Source organism: Pseudomonas sp. PDM22, from assembly GCF_014851965.1.
Classification (GTDB): domain Bacteria; phylum Pseudomonadota; class Gammaproteobacteria; order Pseudomonadales; family Pseudomonadaceae; genus Pseudomonas.
Map to the genome: position 1 here is coordinate 137,357 of NZ_JACVAR010000009.1, position 17,742 is coordinate 155,098.

The 17,742-nt window shown below is 66.4% G+C and carries 14 protein-coding genes; 2 read left to right on the top strand and 12 right to left on the bottom strand.

Annotation, left to right across the window (positions count from 1 at the left end; all coding sequences use genetic code 11):
• Positions 1–118 precede the first annotated feature (118 nt).
• The 4 genes from IB255_RS26965 to IB255_RS26980 all read right to left on the bottom strand — a co-directional run bounded on the left by IB255_RS26965 (position 119) and on the right by IB255_RS26980 (position 5,235).
• Positions 119–1,414 carry an NAD(P)/FAD-dependent oxidoreductase gene (locus IB255_RS26965; RefSeq protein ID WP_081516962.1) on the bottom strand — a complete coding sequence of 432 codons (1,296 nt, stop codon included), beginning with the start codon at positions 1,412–1,414 and terminating at the stop codon, positions 119–121.
• 14 nt (positions 1,415–1,428) lie between these two features.
• Complete coding sequence (locus IB255_RS26970) at positions 1,429–2,514, bottom strand: polyamine ABC transporter substrate-binding protein (RefSeq protein WP_081516963.1); 1,086 nt, start codon at positions 2,512–2,514, stop codon at positions 1,429–1,431.
• A 41-nt stretch (positions 2,515–2,555) separates the two neighbouring features.
• Positions 2,556–3,914 carry a glutamine synthetase family protein gene (locus tag IB255_RS26975; protein ID WP_081516964.1) on the bottom strand — a complete coding sequence of 453 codons (1,359 nt, stop codon included), beginning with the start codon at positions 3,912–3,914 and terminating at the stop codon, positions 2,556–2,558.
• A 226-nt stretch (positions 3,915–4,140) separates the two neighbouring features.
• Positions 4,141–5,235 (bottom strand): polyamine ABC transporter substrate-binding protein, encoded by a 1,095-nt coding sequence (locus tag IB255_RS26980; protein WP_081516965.1) that lies wholly within the window; start codon positions 5,233–5,235, stop codon positions 4,141–4,143.
• A 222-nt stretch (positions 5,236–5,457) separates the two neighbouring features.
• Here IB255_RS26980 and IB255_RS26985 point away from each other — a divergent pair, with 222 nt between their 5' ends.
• The gene (locus tag IB255_RS26985; protein ID WP_192211102.1) at positions 5,458–6,231 is read left to right on the top strand and encodes an AraC family transcriptional regulator; all 774 of its coding nucleotides are present in this window, start codon (positions 5,458–5,460) and stop codon (positions 6,229–6,231) included.
• Between the two features lie 22 nt (positions 6,232–6,253).
• On the opposite strand, the gene IB255_RS26990 is transcribed toward IB255_RS26985, so the two are convergent.
• The 4 genes from IB255_RS26990 to IB255_RS27005 form a co-directional block, all read right to left on the bottom strand.
• A complete protein-coding gene (locus IB255_RS26990) occupies positions 6,254–7,540 on the bottom strand; it encodes an NAD(P)/FAD-dependent oxidoreductase (protein ID WP_081516967.1) in 1,287 nt (428 codons plus the stop codon).
• Positions 7,537–8,280: an amino acid ABC transporter ATP-binding protein gene (locus IB255_RS26995; RefSeq protein ID WP_081516968.1), complete on the bottom strand. Its 744-nt coding sequence runs from the start codon at positions 8,278–8,280 to the stop codon at positions 7,537–7,539. The genes IB255_RS26990 and IB255_RS26995 overlap by 4 nt, the downstream gene beginning before the upstream one ends.
• Positions 8,277–8,933, bottom strand: a complete 657-nt coding sequence (locus IB255_RS27000; protein WP_081516969.1) for an amino acid ABC transporter permease — start codon at positions 8,931–8,933, stop codon at positions 8,277–8,279. The genes IB255_RS26995 and IB255_RS27000 overlap by 4 nt, the downstream gene beginning before the upstream one ends.
• 111 nt (positions 8,934–9,044) lie before the next feature.
• Positions 9,045–9,803, bottom strand: a complete 759-nt coding sequence (locus IB255_RS27005) for an ABC transporter substrate-binding protein (RefSeq protein ID WP_081516970.1) — start codon at positions 9,801–9,803, stop codon at positions 9,045–9,047.
• Between the two features lie 177 nt (positions 9,804–9,980).
• On the opposite strand from IB255_RS27005, the gene IB255_RS27010 reads away from it, so the two are divergent.
• The gene (locus tag IB255_RS27010) at positions 9,981–10,757 is read left to right on the top strand and encodes an IclR family transcriptional regulator (RefSeq protein ID WP_081516971.1); all 777 of its coding nucleotides are present in this window, start codon (positions 9,981–9,983) and stop codon (positions 10,755–10,757) included.
• Positions 10,758–10,767: 10 nt separating this feature from the next.
• Here the strand turns inward: IB255_RS27010 and IB255_RS27015 are convergent, their stop codons facing one another.
• The 4 genes from IB255_RS27015 to cobF all read right to left on the bottom strand — a co-directional run bounded on the left by IB255_RS27015 (position 10,768) and on the right by cobF (position 17,453).
• Positions 10,768–14,739 carry a response regulator gene (locus IB255_RS27015; RefSeq protein ID WP_081516972.1) on the bottom strand — a complete coding sequence of 1,324 codons (3,972 nt, stop codon included), beginning with the start codon at positions 14,737–14,739 and terminating at the stop codon, positions 10,768–10,770.
• Between the two features lie 39 nt (positions 14,740–14,778).
• On the bottom strand, positions 14,779–15,915 hold the full coding sequence (locus IB255_RS27020) for a two-component system response regulator (RefSeq protein WP_192211103.1): 1,137 nt from the start codon (positions 15,913–15,915) through the stop codon (positions 14,779–14,781).
• A 118-nt stretch (positions 15,916–16,033) separates the two neighbouring features.
• Positions 16,034–16,600, bottom strand: coding sequence for a cysteine dioxygenase family protein (locus IB255_RS27025; protein WP_081516974.1), 567 nt, complete (start codon positions 16,598–16,600; stop codon positions 16,034–16,036).
• An 88-nt stretch (positions 16,601–16,688) separates the two neighbouring features.
• Positions 16,689–17,453 carry a precorrin-6A synthase (deacetylating) gene (cobF, locus tag IB255_RS27030; RefSeq protein WP_081516975.1) on the bottom strand — a complete coding sequence of 255 codons (765 nt, stop codon included), beginning with the start codon at positions 17,451–17,453 and terminating at the stop codon, positions 16,689–16,691.
• Positions 17,454–17,742 lie beyond the last annotated feature (289 nt).

Sequence of the window (17,742 nt, forward strand, 5' to 3'; positions counted from 1 at the left end):
CGGTAGGAGCTGGCCATGCCTGCGACAGCCAGCGCGCCGGAGCATCACGGACGCAGTCCGCCACGGAAGAGAAAAGCCCCCGAATCGGGGGCTTTTTCGTTTACCGCAGAGCCAGTGATTAGCCCAGCAACTCGCGTACCCGATACCACGCCATGCCCAGCGCCAGCAGCGGCGAGCGCAGCAGCTTGCCACCGGGGAATGTCAGGTGCGGCACGGCGCTGAACAGGTCCAGCCCCTTGCTCTCACCCTGGTGGATGGCTTCGGCGAGCAGCTTGGCTGACCAGTGCGTGACGTTCAGTCCGTGGCCGGAATAGCCCTGGGCGAAATACACGTTCGGATGGCTCTTCAGCCGGCCGACCTGCGGGAAACGATTGGCGGTGATGCCGATCATGCCGCCCCACTGGTAGTCGAGCTTCACGTGCTCCAGCTGCGGGAACACCTTGAGCACCTTCGGCCGCATGTAGGCACCGATGTCCGCCGGGTCGCGCCCCGAGTAATGGCAGGCGCCGCCGAACAGCAGGCGACGGTCGGCCGTCAGGCGGTAGTAGTCCAGCCCCACCTTCTGGTCGCACAGCGCCATGTTCTGCGGGATCAGCTGCGCCGCCAGTTCCTCGGACAATGGTTCGGTGGTCACCACATAGCTGCCGGCGGGCAGTACCTTGCCGGTGAGCTTGGGTTCCAGCTCTTCCAGGTGCGCGTTGCAGCCGAGCACCAGGGTCTTGGCCAGCACGCGGCCCTGGGCGCAATGCACCACCGCCGTGGTGCCGTGCTCGATGCGCAGTACCGGGCTCTGCTCGAAGACCTGCGCGCCGAAGGCCTTGGCCGCACGGGCCTCGCCCTTCACCAGATCGAGCGGGTGCAGGTGGCCCGAGCCCATGTCGATGTGTCCACCCGCGTAGAGATCGCTGGCGACCACTTCGCGCATGCGCTCCGGCGGCACCAGCCGGGTCTCGTGCGGGTAGTCCGAAGCGCTCAGCGACTCCTGCTCGCGGACCATGGCGGCGTATTGCGCCGGGGTGTTGGCCAGCTCGCAGAAGCCCCAGCGCAGGTCGCACTCGATACCCAGTTCGGCGATACGCTCGGCGACCAGGGCCACCGAATCGACACCCGCCTGCTCCAGGTAGCGCACGCCGTCTTCGCCGACGTACTTGGCGAAGCCGCTGACGTCGTGACCGATGCCACGGATCAGCTGCCCGCCATTGCGCCCGCTGGCGCCCCAGCCGATGCGCCGGGCCTCCAGCAGCACCACGGAGTGGCCGCGCCGGGCCAGCTCCAGGGCTGCGTTCACGCCGGTGAAGCCGCCGCCGATCACGCAGACATCCGCACGCACCTCCCCCGCGAGGGAAGGGTACTGCTGACGGTCGCGGGCGGTCGCGGCGTAGTAGGACGCGGCGTGCTCCTCGGTGTGCTTCATGGCGCTTTCTCGTTTCATTGGTTGAACTTGATCTTGCTCCAGCTGCGGGTCATCAGGCGCATGATCTTGGGCGGCGGCGCCTTGGCGATGTACAGCTTGTCGAGCACGGCCTGGCTCGGGTAGACCTCGGGGTTGTTCTGCATTTCCTCGGGCAGCAGGGTCTTGGCGTCAGCGTTGGCGCTGGGGTAGCCGACGTACTCGCTGATGCCGGCGATCACCTTCGGATCGAGGACGTAGTTGATGAACGCCAGGGCCTGCTCCGGATGGCCGGCATCCGAGGGGATCGCCATCAGGTCGAACCACAGGTTCGCGCCTTCCTTGGGAATGCTGTAGGCGATCTCGATGCCGTTCTTGGCTTCCTTGGCGCGGGCGGCGGCCTGGAACACGTCGCCGGAGTAGCCGAAGGCCACGCAGATGTTGCCGTTGGCCAGGTCCGAGATGTACTTGGACGAGTGGAAGTAGGTGACGTACGGACGTACCGCCACCAGCTTCGCCTCGGCCTTGGGATAGTCCGCCGGGTTGGTGCTGTTGGGGTCCAGGCCCAGGTAGTTGAGCACCGAGGGGATCATCTCGTCGGGGGAGTCCATGAAGGCCACGCCGCACGCCTGGAGCTTCTTGATGTTCTCCGGCTCGAACAGCACCGACCAGGAATCGATCTTGTCGACGCCCAGCACCTGCTTGACCTTGGCGACGTTGTAGCCGATGCCGTTGGTGCCCCACAGGTAGGGCACGGAGTGCTTGTTGCCCGGGTCGTTCTGTTCCAGCAGCTTGAGCAGTACCGGGTCCAGGTGCTTCCAGTTCGGCAGCTGGCTGCGGTCGAGTTCGAGGAACACGCCGGCCTGCACCTGACGGGTCAGGAAGTGGTTGGATGGCACCACCACGTCGTAGCCCGAACGGCCCGCCAGCAGCTTGCCCTCCAGGGTCTCGTTGGAGTCGAAGACGTCATAGACCGGTTTGATCCCGGTGGTCTTCTGGAAGCCGGCGAGAGTGTCCGGAGCGATATAGTCGGTCCAGTTGTAGATGCTGACCGTCGGTGCAGCGTGTGCGGCCGAGGCAAGGGCTGCCAGGGCGAAGGGCGCAAGGGTGCGCAGCAGTCTCATGGGGACTCCCGAATTGTTGTTGTGAAGTCGGTGACGCGGAATCAGACGCTCAGCAGCAGGAACTCACGCTCCCAGGAGCTGATCACGCGCTTGAAGTTCTCGTGCTCGGTGCGCTTCACCGCGACGTAGCCCTGCACGAACTTCTCGCCGAGGAATTCCTTGAGCACGTCGCAGTCTTCCATCTGCTGCAGCGCGTCCTCGATGGTGATCGGCAGGCGCAGGTTGCGGCGCTCGTAGGCGCGGCCCTGGACGGCGGCGCTGGGGTTGACCTGCTCGATCATGCCCAGGTAGCCACAGAGCAGGCTGGCGGCCAGCGCCAGGTACGGGTTGGCGTCGGCGCCCGGCAGGCGGTTTTCCACGCGCATGGCGATCGGCGGCGCGGCGGGGACGCGCAGGCCCACGGTGCGGTTCTCTTCGCCCCATTCGACGTTCACCGGCGCGGAAGTGTCCGGCAGGAAGCGGCGGAAGGAGTTCACGTTGGGCGCGAACATCGGCAGCACTTTCGGGATGTACTTCTGCAGGCCGCCGATGTAGTGCAGGAACAGCTGGCTCATGCTGCCGTCTTCGGCGGCGAAGATGTTCTTGCCGGTGGCGATGTCCAGCACGCTCTGGTGGATGTGCATGGCGCTGCCGGGCTCGTCGGTGATCGGCTTGGCCATGAAGGTGGCGCTGACGTCGTGCTTGAGCGCGGCTTCGCGCATGGTGCGCTTGAACACGATGATCTGGTCGGCCAGGCTCAGCGCGTCGCCGTGACGGAAGTTGATTTCCATCTGCGCCGGGCCGTCCTCGTGGATCAGCGTGTCCAGGTCCAGGCCTTGCAGTTCGCACCAGTCGTAGACGTCTTCGAACAGCGGGTCGAATTCGTTGGCGGCATCGATGGAGAAGCTCTGGCGGCCGCTTTCCGGGCGGCCGGAACGGCCGACGGGGGCTTCCAGCGGGAAGTCCGGGTCGCTGCTGCGCTTGGTCAGGTAGAACTCCATCTCCGGCGCCACCACCGGGCTCCAGCCCTTGTCGGCATAGAGCTTGAGCACGCGCTTGAGCACGTTGCGCGGGGACAGCTCGATGGGGTTGCCGACCTTGTCGAAGGTGTCGTGGATGACCATCGCGGTCGGCTCCAGCGCCCAGGGCACCAGGAAGATGGCGTCCGGATCGGGCTTGCAGACCATATCGATGTCCGCTTCGTCCAGCAGGTCGTAGTAGACGTCGTCATCGACGAAATCGCCGGTGACCGTCTGCAACAGAACACTTTCGGGGAGTCGCATGCCCCCCTCGCCGAGGAACTTGTTGGTGGGGGAAATCTTGCCGCGGGCGATGCCGGTGAGGTCGCTCACCACGCATTCGACTTCGGTGATTTTCTGTTGCTTCAGCCGTTGCTCCAGTTGCTCGGCGGGGGTGGTCATACAAGCCTCGGGTGTTTTTTTTGATTTTCTAAAGGGGGTTTTGTAATGGGTGCACGTGCAGCGCCTTGCTGCCAGCGTGGCTAGTGTCGGTCGGAGGCAGGCGTGCGTTCTATCCACTTTCCGCAAGGCTTGGGCATCGTCGTGAAAAAGGCGCCCCTTCGAATGCAAACAGCCCCGGGCGCTATGGCGACCGGGGCTGCGGATGAGACGGGAAGGGCGTCGGGAGTCAGACCCCGGACTTGATCCGGCTCCAGTCGCGGGTGATCAGGCGCAGGATCGACGGGCTCGGCGGCAGGCTGACGTACATGCCCTTGACCAGCTCGGCGTTGGGGTAGACCGCCGGGTTCTCGCGGACCTTCTGGTCCATCAGCGCCTTGGCCGGCACGTTGGCGTTGGCGTAGTGCAGGTAGTCGCTGGTCCTGGCGATCACATCCGGGCGCATCAGGTAGTTGATGAACGCGTGGGCGCCTTCGGGGTTGCGGGCGTCCTTGGGGATGGCCAGGTTGTCGAACCAGATGTTGGTGCCTTCCTTCGGCACGCTGTACTGCACGTCCACCGCGCCGCCGGCTTCCTGCGCGCTTTTCTGCGCCTGCAGCACGTCGCCGGAGAAGCCGATGGCCACGCAGACGTTGCCGTTGGCGAGGTCGGCGATGTACTTGGTCGAGCTGAAGTAGGTCACCGAGGGCTTGAGGCTTTCCAGCAGTTTGGTGCCGGCCTCGTAGTCCGCCGGGTTGTTGCTGTTCGGGTCCTTGCCCAGGTAGTGCAGGGCCAGCGGCAGGATCTTCGCCGGCGAGTCGAGGAAGGCCACGCCGCAGCCCTTGAGCTTGGCGAGGTTCTCCGGCTTGAACACCAGGTCCCAGGAGTCCAGCGGCGCGTCGGCGCCCAGCGCGGCCTTGACTTTCGCCGGGTTGTAGCCGATGCCGACGGTGCCCCAGAGGTAGGGCACGGCGAAGCGGTTGCCCGGGTCCGACTGGGCCACGCGCGCCAGCAGGTCGGGGTCGAGGTTCTTGCGGTTGGGCAGCAGCGCGTCATCCAGCGGGCGGTAGACGCCGGCCTTGAGCTGGCGGGCGAGGAAGTCCGCCGAGGGCACCACCACGTCGAAGCCCGAATGCCCGGTGAGCAGCTTGGCCTCCAGCACTTCGTCGGACTCGAAGGCGTCGAGCACCACCCTGATCCCGGTTTCCTTCTGGAAGTCCTGCAGCACGGTCGGCCCGATGTAGTCGGCCCAGTTGGCGAAATGCACCTCTTGCGGCGCCGCCAGCACCGGCAACGCGGCACCGGCCAGCAGGCCGGCCAGACAACCCAAAGCACGCTTGTTCATCTTCACTCCTGGAGGACGCCGGCTTGCGCGGCGCCAATACGATCGGCAGGTGGGAAACGGGCCTTGTTCTGTTGTTCTCGGCCCTGGCCGAAAACTAGGCGCGGCGCGGCTTTGCGTCGTTCTTCCGTGCACGGGCGGAATCGGCGATGCTGCTGCGGACCCGCGGCACTGTGCAGCGCGCTGCCCGCGCCCTACGCTGCGGCCCCAGGCGGAGGGAAAACCATGAATGACGAAACCGAGCGCACCCGCGAAGTGGTCACGCGCTACCACCAATGCTGGATGAACCGCGACGTCGAAGGCGTGCTGGCGATGTTCCATCCGCAGGTGCAGTACTGCGACTTCTACAACGACCTGGAAATCCCCGCCAGCGAGCTGCCCGGCTATATCCGCACGGCCATGCCGCGCAGCCCGCAGCACCATATCGAACACATCGACCAGATTCGTGCCGATGGCGACACGGCGTTCATCCAGTACCGCTCGCGCCTGACGTTGCGGCGCAGCAGCCGGCTGGCCTCGTTCCGTGCCAGCGAGGCGATCACCGTGCGCGACGGGCTGATCTGGCGCGTCCACGAGTACGCCACGCCGGTGCGCGAGCAGCGCGAGGGGGGCGTCAAGGACCAGCGTCGCCTGGGCCTGAACTCGGCCCAGGTGGGGAGGATGCTGCTGGATATCGAGTCCTACTTCGGCAGCGCCCATCCCTATCTCGATCCGGAGATGGACCTGGAGCGCCTGGCACGGGCCACCGGCTATACGCGCAACCAGATTTCCTACCTGCTCAACCAGGTGCTCGGGCAGAGCTTCTACCGCTACCTGAACCAGGCGCGCATCGGCCATCTGCTGGAGCGCCTGCGCGAGGAGCCGGCGGCGCGCATCGACGAGCTGGCGTTCGCGGTGGGCTTCAACTCGCTGTCGGTGTTCTACCGCTGCTTCCGCGAGCACACCGGGCAGCCGCCGCGTGCTTACCTGGCGGCGTTGCAGGAAGGCGGTCCGGCCTGACAAGGCGTCAGGCCGGGAGCCCTCAGAGAACGGCGTCGAGCAGCCGGTACCAGGCGATGCCCACGCCCAGGTACAGGCGCTGCAACCCATGGAAGGGAATCGGCCGCACCGGGGTGACGGGGAAGGGGAAGTCCTTCTCGCGGTCCAGCAGGCGCTCCGCCAGGTGACGGCCCAGGGTCGAGGCCATGGCGATGCCGCGACCGTTGTAGCCCAGCAGGATGCTCAGGTTCGGCGCCGGCTCATGCAGCCGTGGCATGAAGTCCGGGGTGAGCGCCACGCGGCCGCTCCACTGGTATTCGAACTCCACCTCGGCCAACTGCGGGAACAGGCCCTGCAGCGAGCGCTTCAGGTGCAGCCAGTCGCCGGGCGAGCGCGGCTCGGCGAACGGACCGCGACCTCCCAGCAACAGCCGGCCGCGAGCGTCCTGCTTGAAGTACAGCAGCAGCCGGCGCGCATCCGAGCAGACTTCGCCATTGGGCAGCACGCTGCGCCGCAGGTTTTCCGGCAAGGGCCTGGTCGCGACGATGAAGCTGTTGGCGGCGATCACCGTCTGCCGCAGTTTCGGCCAGAGGTCGTCGGTGTAGCCGTTGGTGGCGAGGATCACCCGTTCGGCGGTCACGCTGTGCCCGCTATCGGTGCTGAGCTGCCAGCCGCTGCCGTGGCGACGCAGGTTGCTCACGCGGGTGTGGCCGTGGATCGCGGCACCTTCACTCAACGCAGCGCGGGCCAGGCCACGCACGTAGCTCAGCGGCTGGACGCTGCCGGCGCGCGGGTCGACCCAGGCGCCGAGGTAGTCGTTGCTGCCGATGCGCTGGGCGACGCTGCTCTTGTCGAGCATCTCCACCGCTACGCCGCGCTGGCGCCACTGCCCGGCGCGCTTCTCGATGGCGCGCAGAGCGGCGGGCGAGGCGGCGGGCTGGATCCAGCCCTGGCGGGTGGCTTCGCAGTCGATGTCGTAGCGGCGGATCAGCTCGAAGACTTCATCGGCAGCGCCGCCGGCGACTTCGATCAAGCGCTCGGCCTTCTCGCCGCCGAACATGCGCCGCAGGTCGTCCGGGTCATGCTTGAGGCCGGGGATCACCTGCCCGCCGTTGCGCCCGGAAGCGCCCCAGCCCGGCTCGCCGGCATCCAGCACGCAGACGCGCACGCCGTTGCGGGCCAGGTGCAGGGCGGTGACCAGTCCGGTATAGCCGGCGCCGACGATGGCGACGTCGACCTGCTTGTCTTCAGCCAGCGCCGGTGTGGCCGGGCCGGCGTTCGCGGTGGCTGCCCAGAGCGAGGGCGGCAGTGCCAGGGGCTGGGCGTTCATGCCTGGCCCCCGTCGGTGTTGAGCAGGCGGCGGAGGAATTCCTGGGTACGCGGCTGGCTCGGCGCGCCGAGCACATCCTTGGCCGCGCCTTCCTCGACGATGCGCCCGCCATAGAGGAAGCACACCTTGTCCGCCACTTCGCGGGCGAAGCCCATCTCGTGGGTCACCACCACCATGGTCATGCCTTCGTCGGCGAGCTTGCGCATCACCGCCAGCACTTCGCCCACCAGCTCCGGGTCCAGCGCCGAGGTCGGCTCGTCGAAGAGGATCGCCTTGGGCCGCATGGCCAGGGCGCGGGCAATGGCGACGCGTTGCTGCTGGCCGCCGGAGAGTTCGTCCGGGTAGGCGTCCATGCGGTGGCTCAGGCCGACTTTTTCCAGCAGGGCGCGGGCGTGCTCGCGGGCGGCGTCCGGGCGCTCCTTCTTCACGTACACGGGGCCTTCCATGACGTTCTGCAGCGCGGTGCGGTGAGGGAACAGGTTGAAGCGCTGGAACACCATCGCCACCTGGGTGCGGATTTCGTGGATGGAGTGGGCGTGGCGGTCGACACGTTCCTGGCCGACCAGGATGTCGCCACCCTCGTAGGTTTCCAGGCCGTTGATGCAGCGCAGCAGAGTGGATTTGCCCGAGCCGGACGGACCGATCAGGCACACCACCTGGCCGCTTTCCACCGACAGGTCGATGCCTTCGAGAACGCGGGTGCTGCCGTAGCTTTTGTGCAGCGACTGGATGCGGATCATGCTTTCTTCCTCGTGGCGATGCGCGCTTCGAGGCGGCGCAGGGCGTACGACAGCGGCAGGCTCAGGGCCAGATAGAGCAGGGCGACCAGGGTGTAGACGGTCATGTTCTCGAAGGTGGAGGAGGCGATCAGCTGGCCGGCGCGGGTCATCTCGGCCACCGTGATGGTGGACACCAGCGAGGAGTCCTTGAGCATCATCACCAGGGTGTTGCCGTAGGGCGGCAGGGCGATGCGGAAGGCCTGCGGCAGCACCACCCGGCGCATGATCATCGGGCCGCGCATACCGAGGGACTCGGCGGCTTCGATCTGCCCCTGCTGGATGGCCTGGATGCCGGCGCGGAAGTTCTCCGCCTGGTACGCCGAGTAGGCGATGCCCAGGCCGATGATGCCGGCCTGCATGGCGGAAAGCTGCACGCCGAAATCCGGCAGCACGAAGTAGATGTAGAACAGCTGCACGATGATCGGCAGGCCGCGGATCACGTTGACCACGGAGATGCCGAACAGCGCCACGGCGCGGACTTTCGACACCATCATCAGGGCGAAGGCCAGGCCGATGAGCGAGCTGAGCAGGAACGACGCAATCGTGACCTGCACGGTGACCACCGCGCCACTCAATAGAATGGGCAGGAAGTCCAGAGCATTCTGGAGAAACATGGGAGGTGTCCGTGAGCGTGAATCTGAGGGCGGCCGTCACCCTTCACCGGGCGCGGGGCTCCGGCGAAAGGTGCGGGTCAGTCTTGGGTGTGGCGTGAAGAAAAGCGGACGTCAGTCCAGGTGCCACTTGCCGATGATGGCGGCGAGAGTGCCGTCGGCCTTGATGCTGGCGATGCCCTGGTTGACCTGGGCGAGCAGCTGCGGGTCGCCCTGGCGCAGGATCAGGCAGACTTCGCCCTTGATCTGCGGCTGGTAGCTGTCCACCAGGCGGACCTTCTTCAGGCTGCCCTTGGCCATCTGGTAGGCGAGGATCGGGTGGTCGCCGAAGCCGGCCTTGATCCGGCCCAGTGCCAGGTCGCGGGTGAGGTCGGCGAGGGAGTCATAGCCGCGCACTTCCTTGAAGATGCCGCGCTGGTTGAGCTTGTCGATGAAGATGGTGCCGACCTGGGCGCCGACCACTTCGCCCTTGAAGTCATCCATGCTGGTGTAGGCCTTGTCGTCGTCAGCGCGCACCACCAGGCCTTCGCCGTACTCGAACACCGGATCGGAGTACTGCACCACTTTCTCCCGCTCGGGCGTGCGCAGCATGGCGGCGGAGATCAGGTCGATCTTCTTCGCGGTGAGCGAGGGGATCAGCGCGGCGAAGGTGGTCTGGGCGATTTCCACGTCGAAGCCGCCGGCCTTGGCCACGGCCTGGGCCGAGTCGACCATCATGCCCTGGATGCTGTTGGTCTTGACGTCGAGGAAGGTGAAAGGCACGCCGGTGGCAGTAGCCCCGACTTTCAGAGGTTCGGCCTGGGCGGCGAAGGATGCAGCGCAGCTGGCGACGAGCGCGAGGGCGCAGGAAAACACGCGGAGGCGAGGATGCATTGGTGAACTCCCATTTGACGCGGTTTGTTGTCTTTATGCGTTATGGATGGCCTCGAGTATCGGCAGGAGGCGTTGGCTGCAATATAAATGATTTACAAGAATCGTAAAGAGATTTATAAATATCGCATATCGATATTAATAGCCTGAAAAAGGCGTGATCCTTCCCAAGGAAGAGACATGAGCGACAACGAAAACAGCCTGTTCAACCAGTCGCTGGAAAAGGGCCTGGCCGTGCTGCGCGGCTTCAACGCGCGCAACCGCACCATGAACCTGGCCGAGGTAGCCGAGGCCGCCGACATCACCAAGAGCTCGGCGCAGCGGATGATCCACACGCTCGAAGCGCTGGGATACGTCAGCAAGCACCCGCAGACCAAGCGCTTCCAGCTGACGCCGCAGGTGATGGAGATCGGCTACAACTACCTCGCCGCCGACACCCTGGTGGACGTTGCCAATCCCTTCCTCGCGGAGCTGGCGCAGACCACCGGCGAGACCACCAACCTCACCGAGCCGGTGCGCACCGACATGCTCTACGTGGCGCGCTTCGTGGGGCCGAAGTTCATCCCCATCCACCTGCCCATCGGCAGCCGCATCCCCATGTACTGCACCGCCTCGGGCCGCGCTTTCCTCAGCGCGCTGAGCGATGACGAGGTGCTGGAACTGCTGCAGGGCAGCGACCTGTCCAGCCATACCCAGTACACGCGCACCTCGCTGGAGGAAATCCTCGCGGAAATCGCCGAGATCCGCCGCAAGGGCTATGCGATCAACAGCGAGGAGCTGTTCCTCGGCGACATGGCGGTGGCCGCGCCGGTGCGCAACAGCCAGGGCCGCCCGGTGGCGTCGGTGCACGTGGTGGCGCCCACCAGCCGCTGGACCCGTGAGGACGCCGAACGCCGCCTGGCGCCGGCGGCCATCGAGTGCGCACGGGCGATCAGCACCTCGATCAGGACGCTCTGAGGCCGCACGCTCAGGCTTGTGGCTGCAGGGGCTCGGGTGTCGCGTCCAGCAGCCGTTGCAGCTGCGCCAGGGCGCGTTCGTAGTCGAAGCCCTCGACGGCTTCGGTCATCTCCCGCAGCAGCCCGGCCCGTAGCGGGTCAGCAAAAGCGCTGCCCAGCCGGCCGACCAGCTCGCCGGCGCCGGTGTCGCTGTCTTCGAGCAGGGTGCGCAGTTGCTGGAGCAGGGCGCTGATCTGCGCTGGGGAAAGCCCCGGCGCCGCCGGCTGTTCGAGCTGCGGGGTGGTGCGCGTCGCCAAGCCGGCCAGCACTCTTTCCAGCTGTGCTTGCAGTTCGAACAGCAGGCGCGAGATCGCTTCCTCGGATGCGCTGGCCTGGCAGGCCTCCTCCAGCGCCGTGGCGGCCCTGGCCAGTTCCAGGGCGCCGATGTTGGCTGCCGCGCCGCGCAAGGTATGGGCGGTCCGGCGGCGGGCGGTAGGATCGGCTGCCGAGTCGAGGGCGCGAAACTCGCCAATGAAATCCCGGTAGCTGCTGCCAAAACGCTGCAGCAGCCGTTCGTAGAGCGCGATCTTGCCGGCGCAGGTCGCCAGTCCTGCATGGGTATCGATGCCCGGCAGGTCGAGGTCGCCAACCTGCCTCTCCACCGGTGCAGGCGCCGGAGCGCCGCTGGCTTGCCGCTGCCGGGGAGCGATCCAGCGCGACAGGGTGAGGAACATCGCGGGCGGGTCGATGGGTTTGGCAATGTGGTCATTCATTCCCGCGGCCAGCGCCAGTTCACGATCACCGGCCATGTTGTTGGCGGTCATGGCAATGATTGGCAGCTGCGCCAGTTCCGGGCGCTGGCGTAGCGCTTGGGTGGCCGCGTATCCATCAAGCACCGGCATCTGGCAGTCCATCAGCACGCAGTCGAAGTGCGTGTCGGCGGCCAGCCGATCCAGCGCTTCCTGGCCGTTGCAGGCGAGCACGATCTCGATGCCGGCGTCGCCCAGCAACTCCATCGCCAGCTCCTGGTTCAGCTCATTGTCTTCCACCAGCAATACCCGGCTGCCGGCGACACGGGCCAACGCCTCGTCCGTGGCGCTCTGGCGCTCACGGCTGCGTGGCTCGACGACGCTCTCCTTGCCCAGGGCGATGTTGATCGACTCCAGCAGGGTGGAGGGCGTCACCGGCTTGGTCAGCACCGTGCCCAGCTCTACGCCGCGCTCCTGTGCGGCATCCAGCGCTTCTTCGCGGCCGAAGGCGGTGACCATGATCACCGCCGGGACGTTCTCGCAGTGGCCATCGTGCAGGCGCGCTACCACCTCGATGCCATCCATCCCCGGCATCTGCCAGTCCACCAGCACCAGTTGATACGGCAACTGCCGCTGTTCGGCCTCGCTGATCCATTCCAGTGCTTCGCTGCCGTTGCGCGCGACGTCCACTTCCAGTCCGTAGCTGAGAGCCATGCCCGAGAGAATCTCCCGCGCCGAGGCGTTGTCGTCGACCACCAGGGCGCGCACCCCGAGCAGTTCGTCCGCCCGCAGCATGCGCCGCGGCGCGGCGGTCTCGGGGATGCCGAAGTGCGCGTGGAAGTGGAACACCGAGCCCTTGCCCGGCTCGCTCTCCACCCAGATGCGCCCACCCATCAGTTCCACCAGACTCTTGGAGATCGACAGCCCCAGCCCGGTGCCGCCATAGCGGCGGGAGGTGGAGGTGTCGGCCTGGATGAACGACTGGAACATGCGCGCACACTGCTCCGCGGTCATGCCGATGCCGGTGTCGCGCAGCCAGAAGTGCAGCTCGGTGACATCGCTGCCGATCACTGCCGGCTCGATGCCCAGGACGATCTCCCCGAGCTCGGTGAACTTCACCGCGTTGTTGCCCAGGTTCAGCAGGATCTGCCCCAGACGCAGTGGGTCGCCCACCAGCGAGGTGGGCAGCCGCTGGTCGAGCTGGAACAGCAGTTCGAGGGATTTTTCCTCGGCCTTGAAGCCGACCAGCGCGGAGAACTGCTCCAGCACGTCCTCCAGACGGAATTCGACGTGCTCCACGCTCATCATGCCGGCTTCGATCTTCGAGAAGTCGAGGATGTCGTTGATGATGCCGAGCAGGCCCTCGGCGGAGCGGTGGACCTTCTGCACGTAGTTGTACTGGCGAGTGTCGAGCCCGCTTTTCAGGGCGAGGCTGCTCATGCCGATGATCACATTCATCGGCGTGCGGATTTCGTGGCTCATGTTGGCGAGGAACTCGCTCTTGGCCCGCGTCGCTTCCTCGGCCAGCTCCTTGGCGCGATGTGTCTGCTGCTCGACCAGCTTGCGTGCGGTGATGTCGTACAGCCAGGCGAGCACGGCAGGCTCGCCATGGTGGAGGACCGGCAGGTAGGTTGCGAGGATGTCGCGCTCGCCACCCTGGCTGTCGTACATGCGGACTTCGCGCTCGATCATCTGTTCGCCGGCCAGCATGTCGTTCCAGACCGACTCGCGCTCCGCCATCTCGACATACAGGCCAGCCGCCGCGTCGCCGACCTTCAGGCCGAAGTTCTCGCTGAATGCCGGGTTCACCAGGTGCAGGCGGTCGCGGGTGGCGATGGCCACGCTGACCGGGCTGCAGTCGAGGATGTACTGCAGGCGCTTCTCGCTTTCCTGCAGGGCAGCGGCCTGCTGCTCCATCAGTTCCGCCTGGCTCAGGGTCTCCTTGAGCAATTGCTCGGTGCGCGAGTTGCGCTCGAGGATTTCCAGGTTCATCGCCAGCAACGGCGCGAACTCGTCCAGCAGCGACCTCTGGCTCGCCTCCCGCACCTGCAGGCTTTCCAGTGCCAATACGCCGACCAGGCGCTCGCCGTGGATCAGCGGCAGTATGTCGAGGAACAGCGGCGGCGCGTACTCGCCCTCCTGCTGACGGTCGGGCTGGTGCAAGTGGATCGGCGCGCGCTGCTTGGCGCACTGGCCGATCAGGCCCTGGCCCAGGGGCAGGCGCCGGGGCAGGTCCGGCGGCGCTGCGTAGCTGCCCAGCAGGACCAGCTCCTCGCTGTCCTGCGCGTGGACGTGCAGCGAGGCGCGGCGCAGCGCCAGCAGCGGCGCGAGGGCGGCCAGGGTGCGATCGCCCAGCTCGCTGGAGCCGGCGACCGACTGCATCTGCCCGCTGAGCGTCGCCACCTGGGTCTTCACCCAGCGCTGATCGGCCATCTGTTGCGCCTCGGACTGCAGGGCAGTGATCGCCCGCGCCATTTCGCCGACTTCGTTGGGGTAATCCTGGAACGGCACCTGCACATCCAGTTCGCCCTTGCTCAGGGCATCCACCGAGAACCGCAGCTGGTCGGCCGGCCGGCGAATCGACTGGCTGATCAGGATGCCGAACAGCACGCCGCCGCCCAGGCCCAGCACCAGAAGCCAGATGGTCAGCTGGACACTGCGGTAAAAACGCTCCGTGGCCAGGTTCACTTCCAGATCGGCGCCCTGGCGCTTGACCTGGGCCACCTCGGCCAGCGCCTGGTTGGCCACCTCGCCTGGCCGTTGCAGCGCAGTGGAGGAGAGCAGGGCGATGGCGCCCAGGTCGGTGGCTTGTCCGTGGCGGATAGGCTGGTCGTTGAGCTCCAGGACATGCTTGATCTGGTCCTGGTACTCCTCGTAGGCGGCCTCGAATCGCACCAGCCCCTGCTGGGCGGAGGTCCGGTAAATGAGCGGCCGCGCCAGTTCGATTTCCTCGCGCAGGTTGCTGCGAACCTCGTTGAACTGCTTGACCGCCTGCGCACGGCCGTTCTCGTCGGCGGCCAGGACGAACTGGCGGATGCTGCGCCCCATGCCCGCCAGGGCGACGCGGGCCGCCTCGATGTGCGAGAGACCGAGCATCTCTTTCTCGTAGATCACGTTGATCTGTTCGATCTGCTGGCGCTGCACGTGCAGGCCGTAGAGACCGAGGAACAGGGCAAGCAGCAGGATGCCGCCGAACCCGAGCGCCAGCCGGGTGCGCAGCCTCAGGCGCTGAAGAAAGCCGAGCGGAGTCAACATGGGGCCGCCTCCAGGCAGGTTTGCCGTATGCGCTGCGAATCAGGCCCTGGCCGGCGCCGGGATGGGGGCAGCCTGCGCGCCGTCGTTGAAGCGCTCGGCGATGCCGCGGAAGCTGTCCTGCAGGGCGAGGAAGGCATCGGTCACGTCCGGATCGAAGTGCTGGCCGCGCTGGCTGCGGATGAAGTCCACGGCGCTGGCGTGGGTCATCGGCGATTTGTAGATGCGCTTGCTGATCAGCGCGTCGTAGACGTCGGCCAGCGCCATCAGCCGCGCCGACAGGGGGATCGCATCGCCGGCCAGGCCCTGCGGGTAGCCGCTACCGTCCCACTTTTCGTGGTGGCCGTAGGCGATCTGCTTGGCCAGGCGCAGGAAGGGTACGTCCATCCCCAGGCGCTCCTCGGCCTTCTCCAGGGCTTCGAGCCCCAGGGTGGTGTGGGTCTTCATCAGCTCGAACTCCTCGGCAGTGAGCTTGCCGGGTTTGAGCAGGATATGGTCGGGGATGCCGACCTTGCCGATATCGTGCAGCGGCGCCGATTTGAACAGCAGCTGGCGGGTTTCCTCATTCAGCTCGGCGGCGAAGCGTGGGTGCTGCTGCAGGTGTTCGGCCAGCGCGCTGACGTAGTGCTGGGTACGACGGATGTGGTTGCCGGTCTCGTTGTCGCGGGTCTCCGCCAGGGATGCCATGGCGATGATGGTGACGTCCTGGATGGCCGCCAGCTCGCGGGTGCGTCGCTGCACTTCCTGTTCGAGGAATTCGTTCTGGTCACGCAGGAAGTCAGCGGCGGCCTTGATGCGCAACTGGTTGTCCACGCGCATCAGCACGGTAGGCGGATTGATCGGCTTGGTCAGGTAGTCCACCGCGCCCAGCTCCAGGCCGCGGATTTCCTCGTCGGCGGCGACCTGGGCGGTGATGAAGATCACCGGGATGCGCTGCGTGCGGGGGTCTTCGCGCAGGCGCCGGCAGACTTCGAAACCGTTCATGCCCGGCATCATCACGTCCAGCAGGATGAGGTCCGGCGGATCGTCGGACTTTGCGATCTGCAGTGCCTTCTCGCCGGTTCGCGCTGCCTTGACTCGATACAGCAGCTTGAGCAGTTCCGAGAGGAGCGTGAGATTCTCGGGAGCATCGTCGACGATCAGGATCGTCGGACGAACAACGGGACCAGGTGCATTCATTGACCATCCTCCGCCACAGGGCATGCGCCGCGGGACTTCCTGCCCGCGCGCCGGTGTGAGTATAGATCGCGCCGGGCAAGCCTCCGGGGTGATCCGGCAGGCGTGTTCGGCGGGTATTTCAGCCGTTGTGCTCGACCTCGACGAAGTGCCGCGTGCCGGCCTCGACGTCATAAATGTGGTAGTTGTTCATCATTCGCCCGTAAAGGTGCAGGCTGACCGCGCGCGGGCGGTCGGCGGGAACGCCGGTGACGTGGATGTGGTCGGGGTTGGGGACGAAGCTGGTGACCGCGCCGGGCGGCAGCAGGATCATGCCGCCCTTGACCAGTTCGATGCCCTCGTCGCGGTTGCGGTCGGCGGACAGGCAGACGTAGCTGCGCTCCTCCAGCACGCCCTCGACTATGCCCACCACGCCCCAGCTGCCGTGGTCGTGCACCGGCGTCCACTGGCCCGGTGACCAGACCAGGGCGTAGAGCGAGAGGTTGTCGTCCGGCGCCTGGTAGACCAGGTTGCGCGCGTAGTGGAACGGGTCGCTCTGGTAGTGGTGCGCTTCGAGGAAGTCGCCGGCATGGGCCAGCAGCTCCATCATGAAGGGCGCCAGCGAGGCGACGCACTGGCAGGGTTCGGATTCCTGCCGGCTGAGCTGGGTGGCGTGTTCGATGAAGCGGGCGAGGCTGACGTTGGGCATGAGCGGTGCGCTCCGGCGGGCGTTGTCGACACAACGAAATCACTCTAGCCGCTTTTGTCGAGCCTGCTCAGAACTGCAGGGTGTGGGCTCAGGCGTCCTTCGGCGCGCGCCGCAGCAGGTAGGTGTCCATGATCCAGCCGTTGGCCTCGCGGGCCGCCTGGCGGGTGCGCTGGATATCGTCGCCGACCTCGACGAGCCGCCCGCTACGGAGAATCTCGTCTGGCGTGCCGACGTAGGCGCCCCAGTAGATTTCCAGTTCCGGGTCGTCCAGCTGGCGGTAGGTGTCTTCTGCGTCGAGCATCACCACGACGCTCTCGGCGTTGGCCGGAAAGCCCTCGGCCAGACGGCGACCGGTGGTGATCTGTACCGACTGGCCGATGGCGTTCAGCGGCACCCGGTGGCGCGCGGCCAGCGCCTGCACGCTGGTGATGCCGGGGATCACCTGGTAGTCGAAGCTCACCCGGCCCTCGCGCAGGATCGCATCGAGGATGCGCAGCGTGCTGTCGTAGAGCGACGGGTCGCCCCAGACGAGGAAGGCGCCGCACTGGCCGTCCTGCAGTTCGTCTTCGATCAGCCGCTCGAACACTTGCTGCCTGGCCTGGTTGAGGTCGCGTACCTGCCCGGTGTAGTCGCCTTCGCGCACGCGTTCGGGGCTGTCGGCTGCGACGATGCGGTAATCGCTGCGGGAAACGTAGCGCTGGAGAATGTCGCGGCGCAGCTGGATCAGCTTGTCCTTGGCCGCGCCCTTGTCCATGAGGAAGAACACGTCCGCGCGGTTCATCGCGTTGATCGCCTGCACCGTGAGGTATTCAGGGTCGCCCGCGCCGATGCCGATGATGAGCAGCTGCTTCATGTCTGGTCCTGCGTGCCTTCGTTCGGAGGGGCTCCAGATTACGCCTGTCCGGCGCCACGCTCATCTGCCGGATCGACGCGGTATCTGGACCGTTCCCGGCCCGGCCCGGAGCAAACCTGTAGGAGCGCGCCATGCGCGCGATCGCGGGCATGGCCCGCTCCTACACGGGGCTACGCGGACGCCTGCGAGCTGAACACCCCCGTAGGATGGGTGGAGCGCAGCGATACCCATGCTGTCGGCGCACCGATTCGATGGGTATCGCTGCGCTCCACGCCATCCTGCGTATAGC

Bases quoted from the DNA above. Each gene is read 5' to 3' on its own strand.
- IB255_RS27010 (WP_081516971.1), top strand. From the start codon at position 9,981: ATGAGCGACAACGAAAACAGCCTGTTCAACCAGTCGCTGGAAAAGGGC.
- IB255_RS26995 (WP_081516968.1), bottom strand. From the start codon at position 8,280: ATGATCCGCATCCAGTCGCTGCACAAAAGCTACGGCAGCACCCGCGTT.
- IB255_RS26975 (WP_081516964.1), bottom strand. From the start codon at position 3,914: ATGACCACCCCCGCCGAGCAACTGGAGCAACGGCTGAAGCAACAGAAA.
- IB255_RS26990 (WP_081516967.1), bottom strand. From the start codon at position 7,540: ATGAACGCCCAGCCCCTGGCACTGCCGCCCTCGCTCTGGGCAGCCACC.
- IB255_RS26985 (WP_192211102.1), top strand. From the start codon at position 5,458: ATGAATGACGAAACCGAGCGCACCCGCGAAGTGGTCACGCGCTACCAC.
- cobF (WP_081516975.1), bottom strand. From the start codon at position 17,453: ATGAAGCAGCTGCTCATCATCGGCATCGGCGCGGGCGACCCTGAATAC.
- IB255_RS26970 (WP_081516963.1), bottom strand. From the start codon at position 2,514: ATGAGACTGCTGCGCACCCTTGCGCCCTTCGCCCTGGCAGCCCTTGCC.
- IB255_RS26965 (WP_081516962.1), bottom strand. From the start codon at position 1,414: ATGAAGCACACCGAGGAGCACGCCGCGTCCTACTACGCCGCGACCGCC.
- IB255_RS26980 (WP_081516965.1), bottom strand. From the start codon at position 5,235: ATGAACAAGCGTGCTTTGGGTTGTCTGGCCGGCCTGCTGGCCGGTGCC.
- IB255_RS27015 (WP_081516972.1), bottom strand. From the start codon at position 14,739: ATGTTGACTCCGCTCGGCTTTCTTCAGCGCCTGAGGCTGCGCACCCGG.
- IB255_RS27000 (WP_081516969.1), bottom strand. From the start codon at position 8,933: ATGTTTCTCCAGAATGCTCTGGACTTCCTGCCCATTCTATTGAGTGGC.
- IB255_RS27020 (WP_192211103.1), bottom strand. From the start codon at position 15,915: ATGAATGCACCTGGTCCCGTTGTTCGTCCGACGATCCTGATCGTCGAC.
- IB255_RS27005 (WP_081516970.1), bottom strand. From the start codon at position 9,803: ATGCATCCTCGCCTCCGCGTGTTTTCCTGCGCCCTCGCGCTCGTCGCC.
- IB255_RS27025 (WP_081516974.1), bottom strand. From the start codon at position 16,600: ATGCCCAACGTCAGCCTCGCCCGCTTCATCGAACACGCCACCCAGCTC.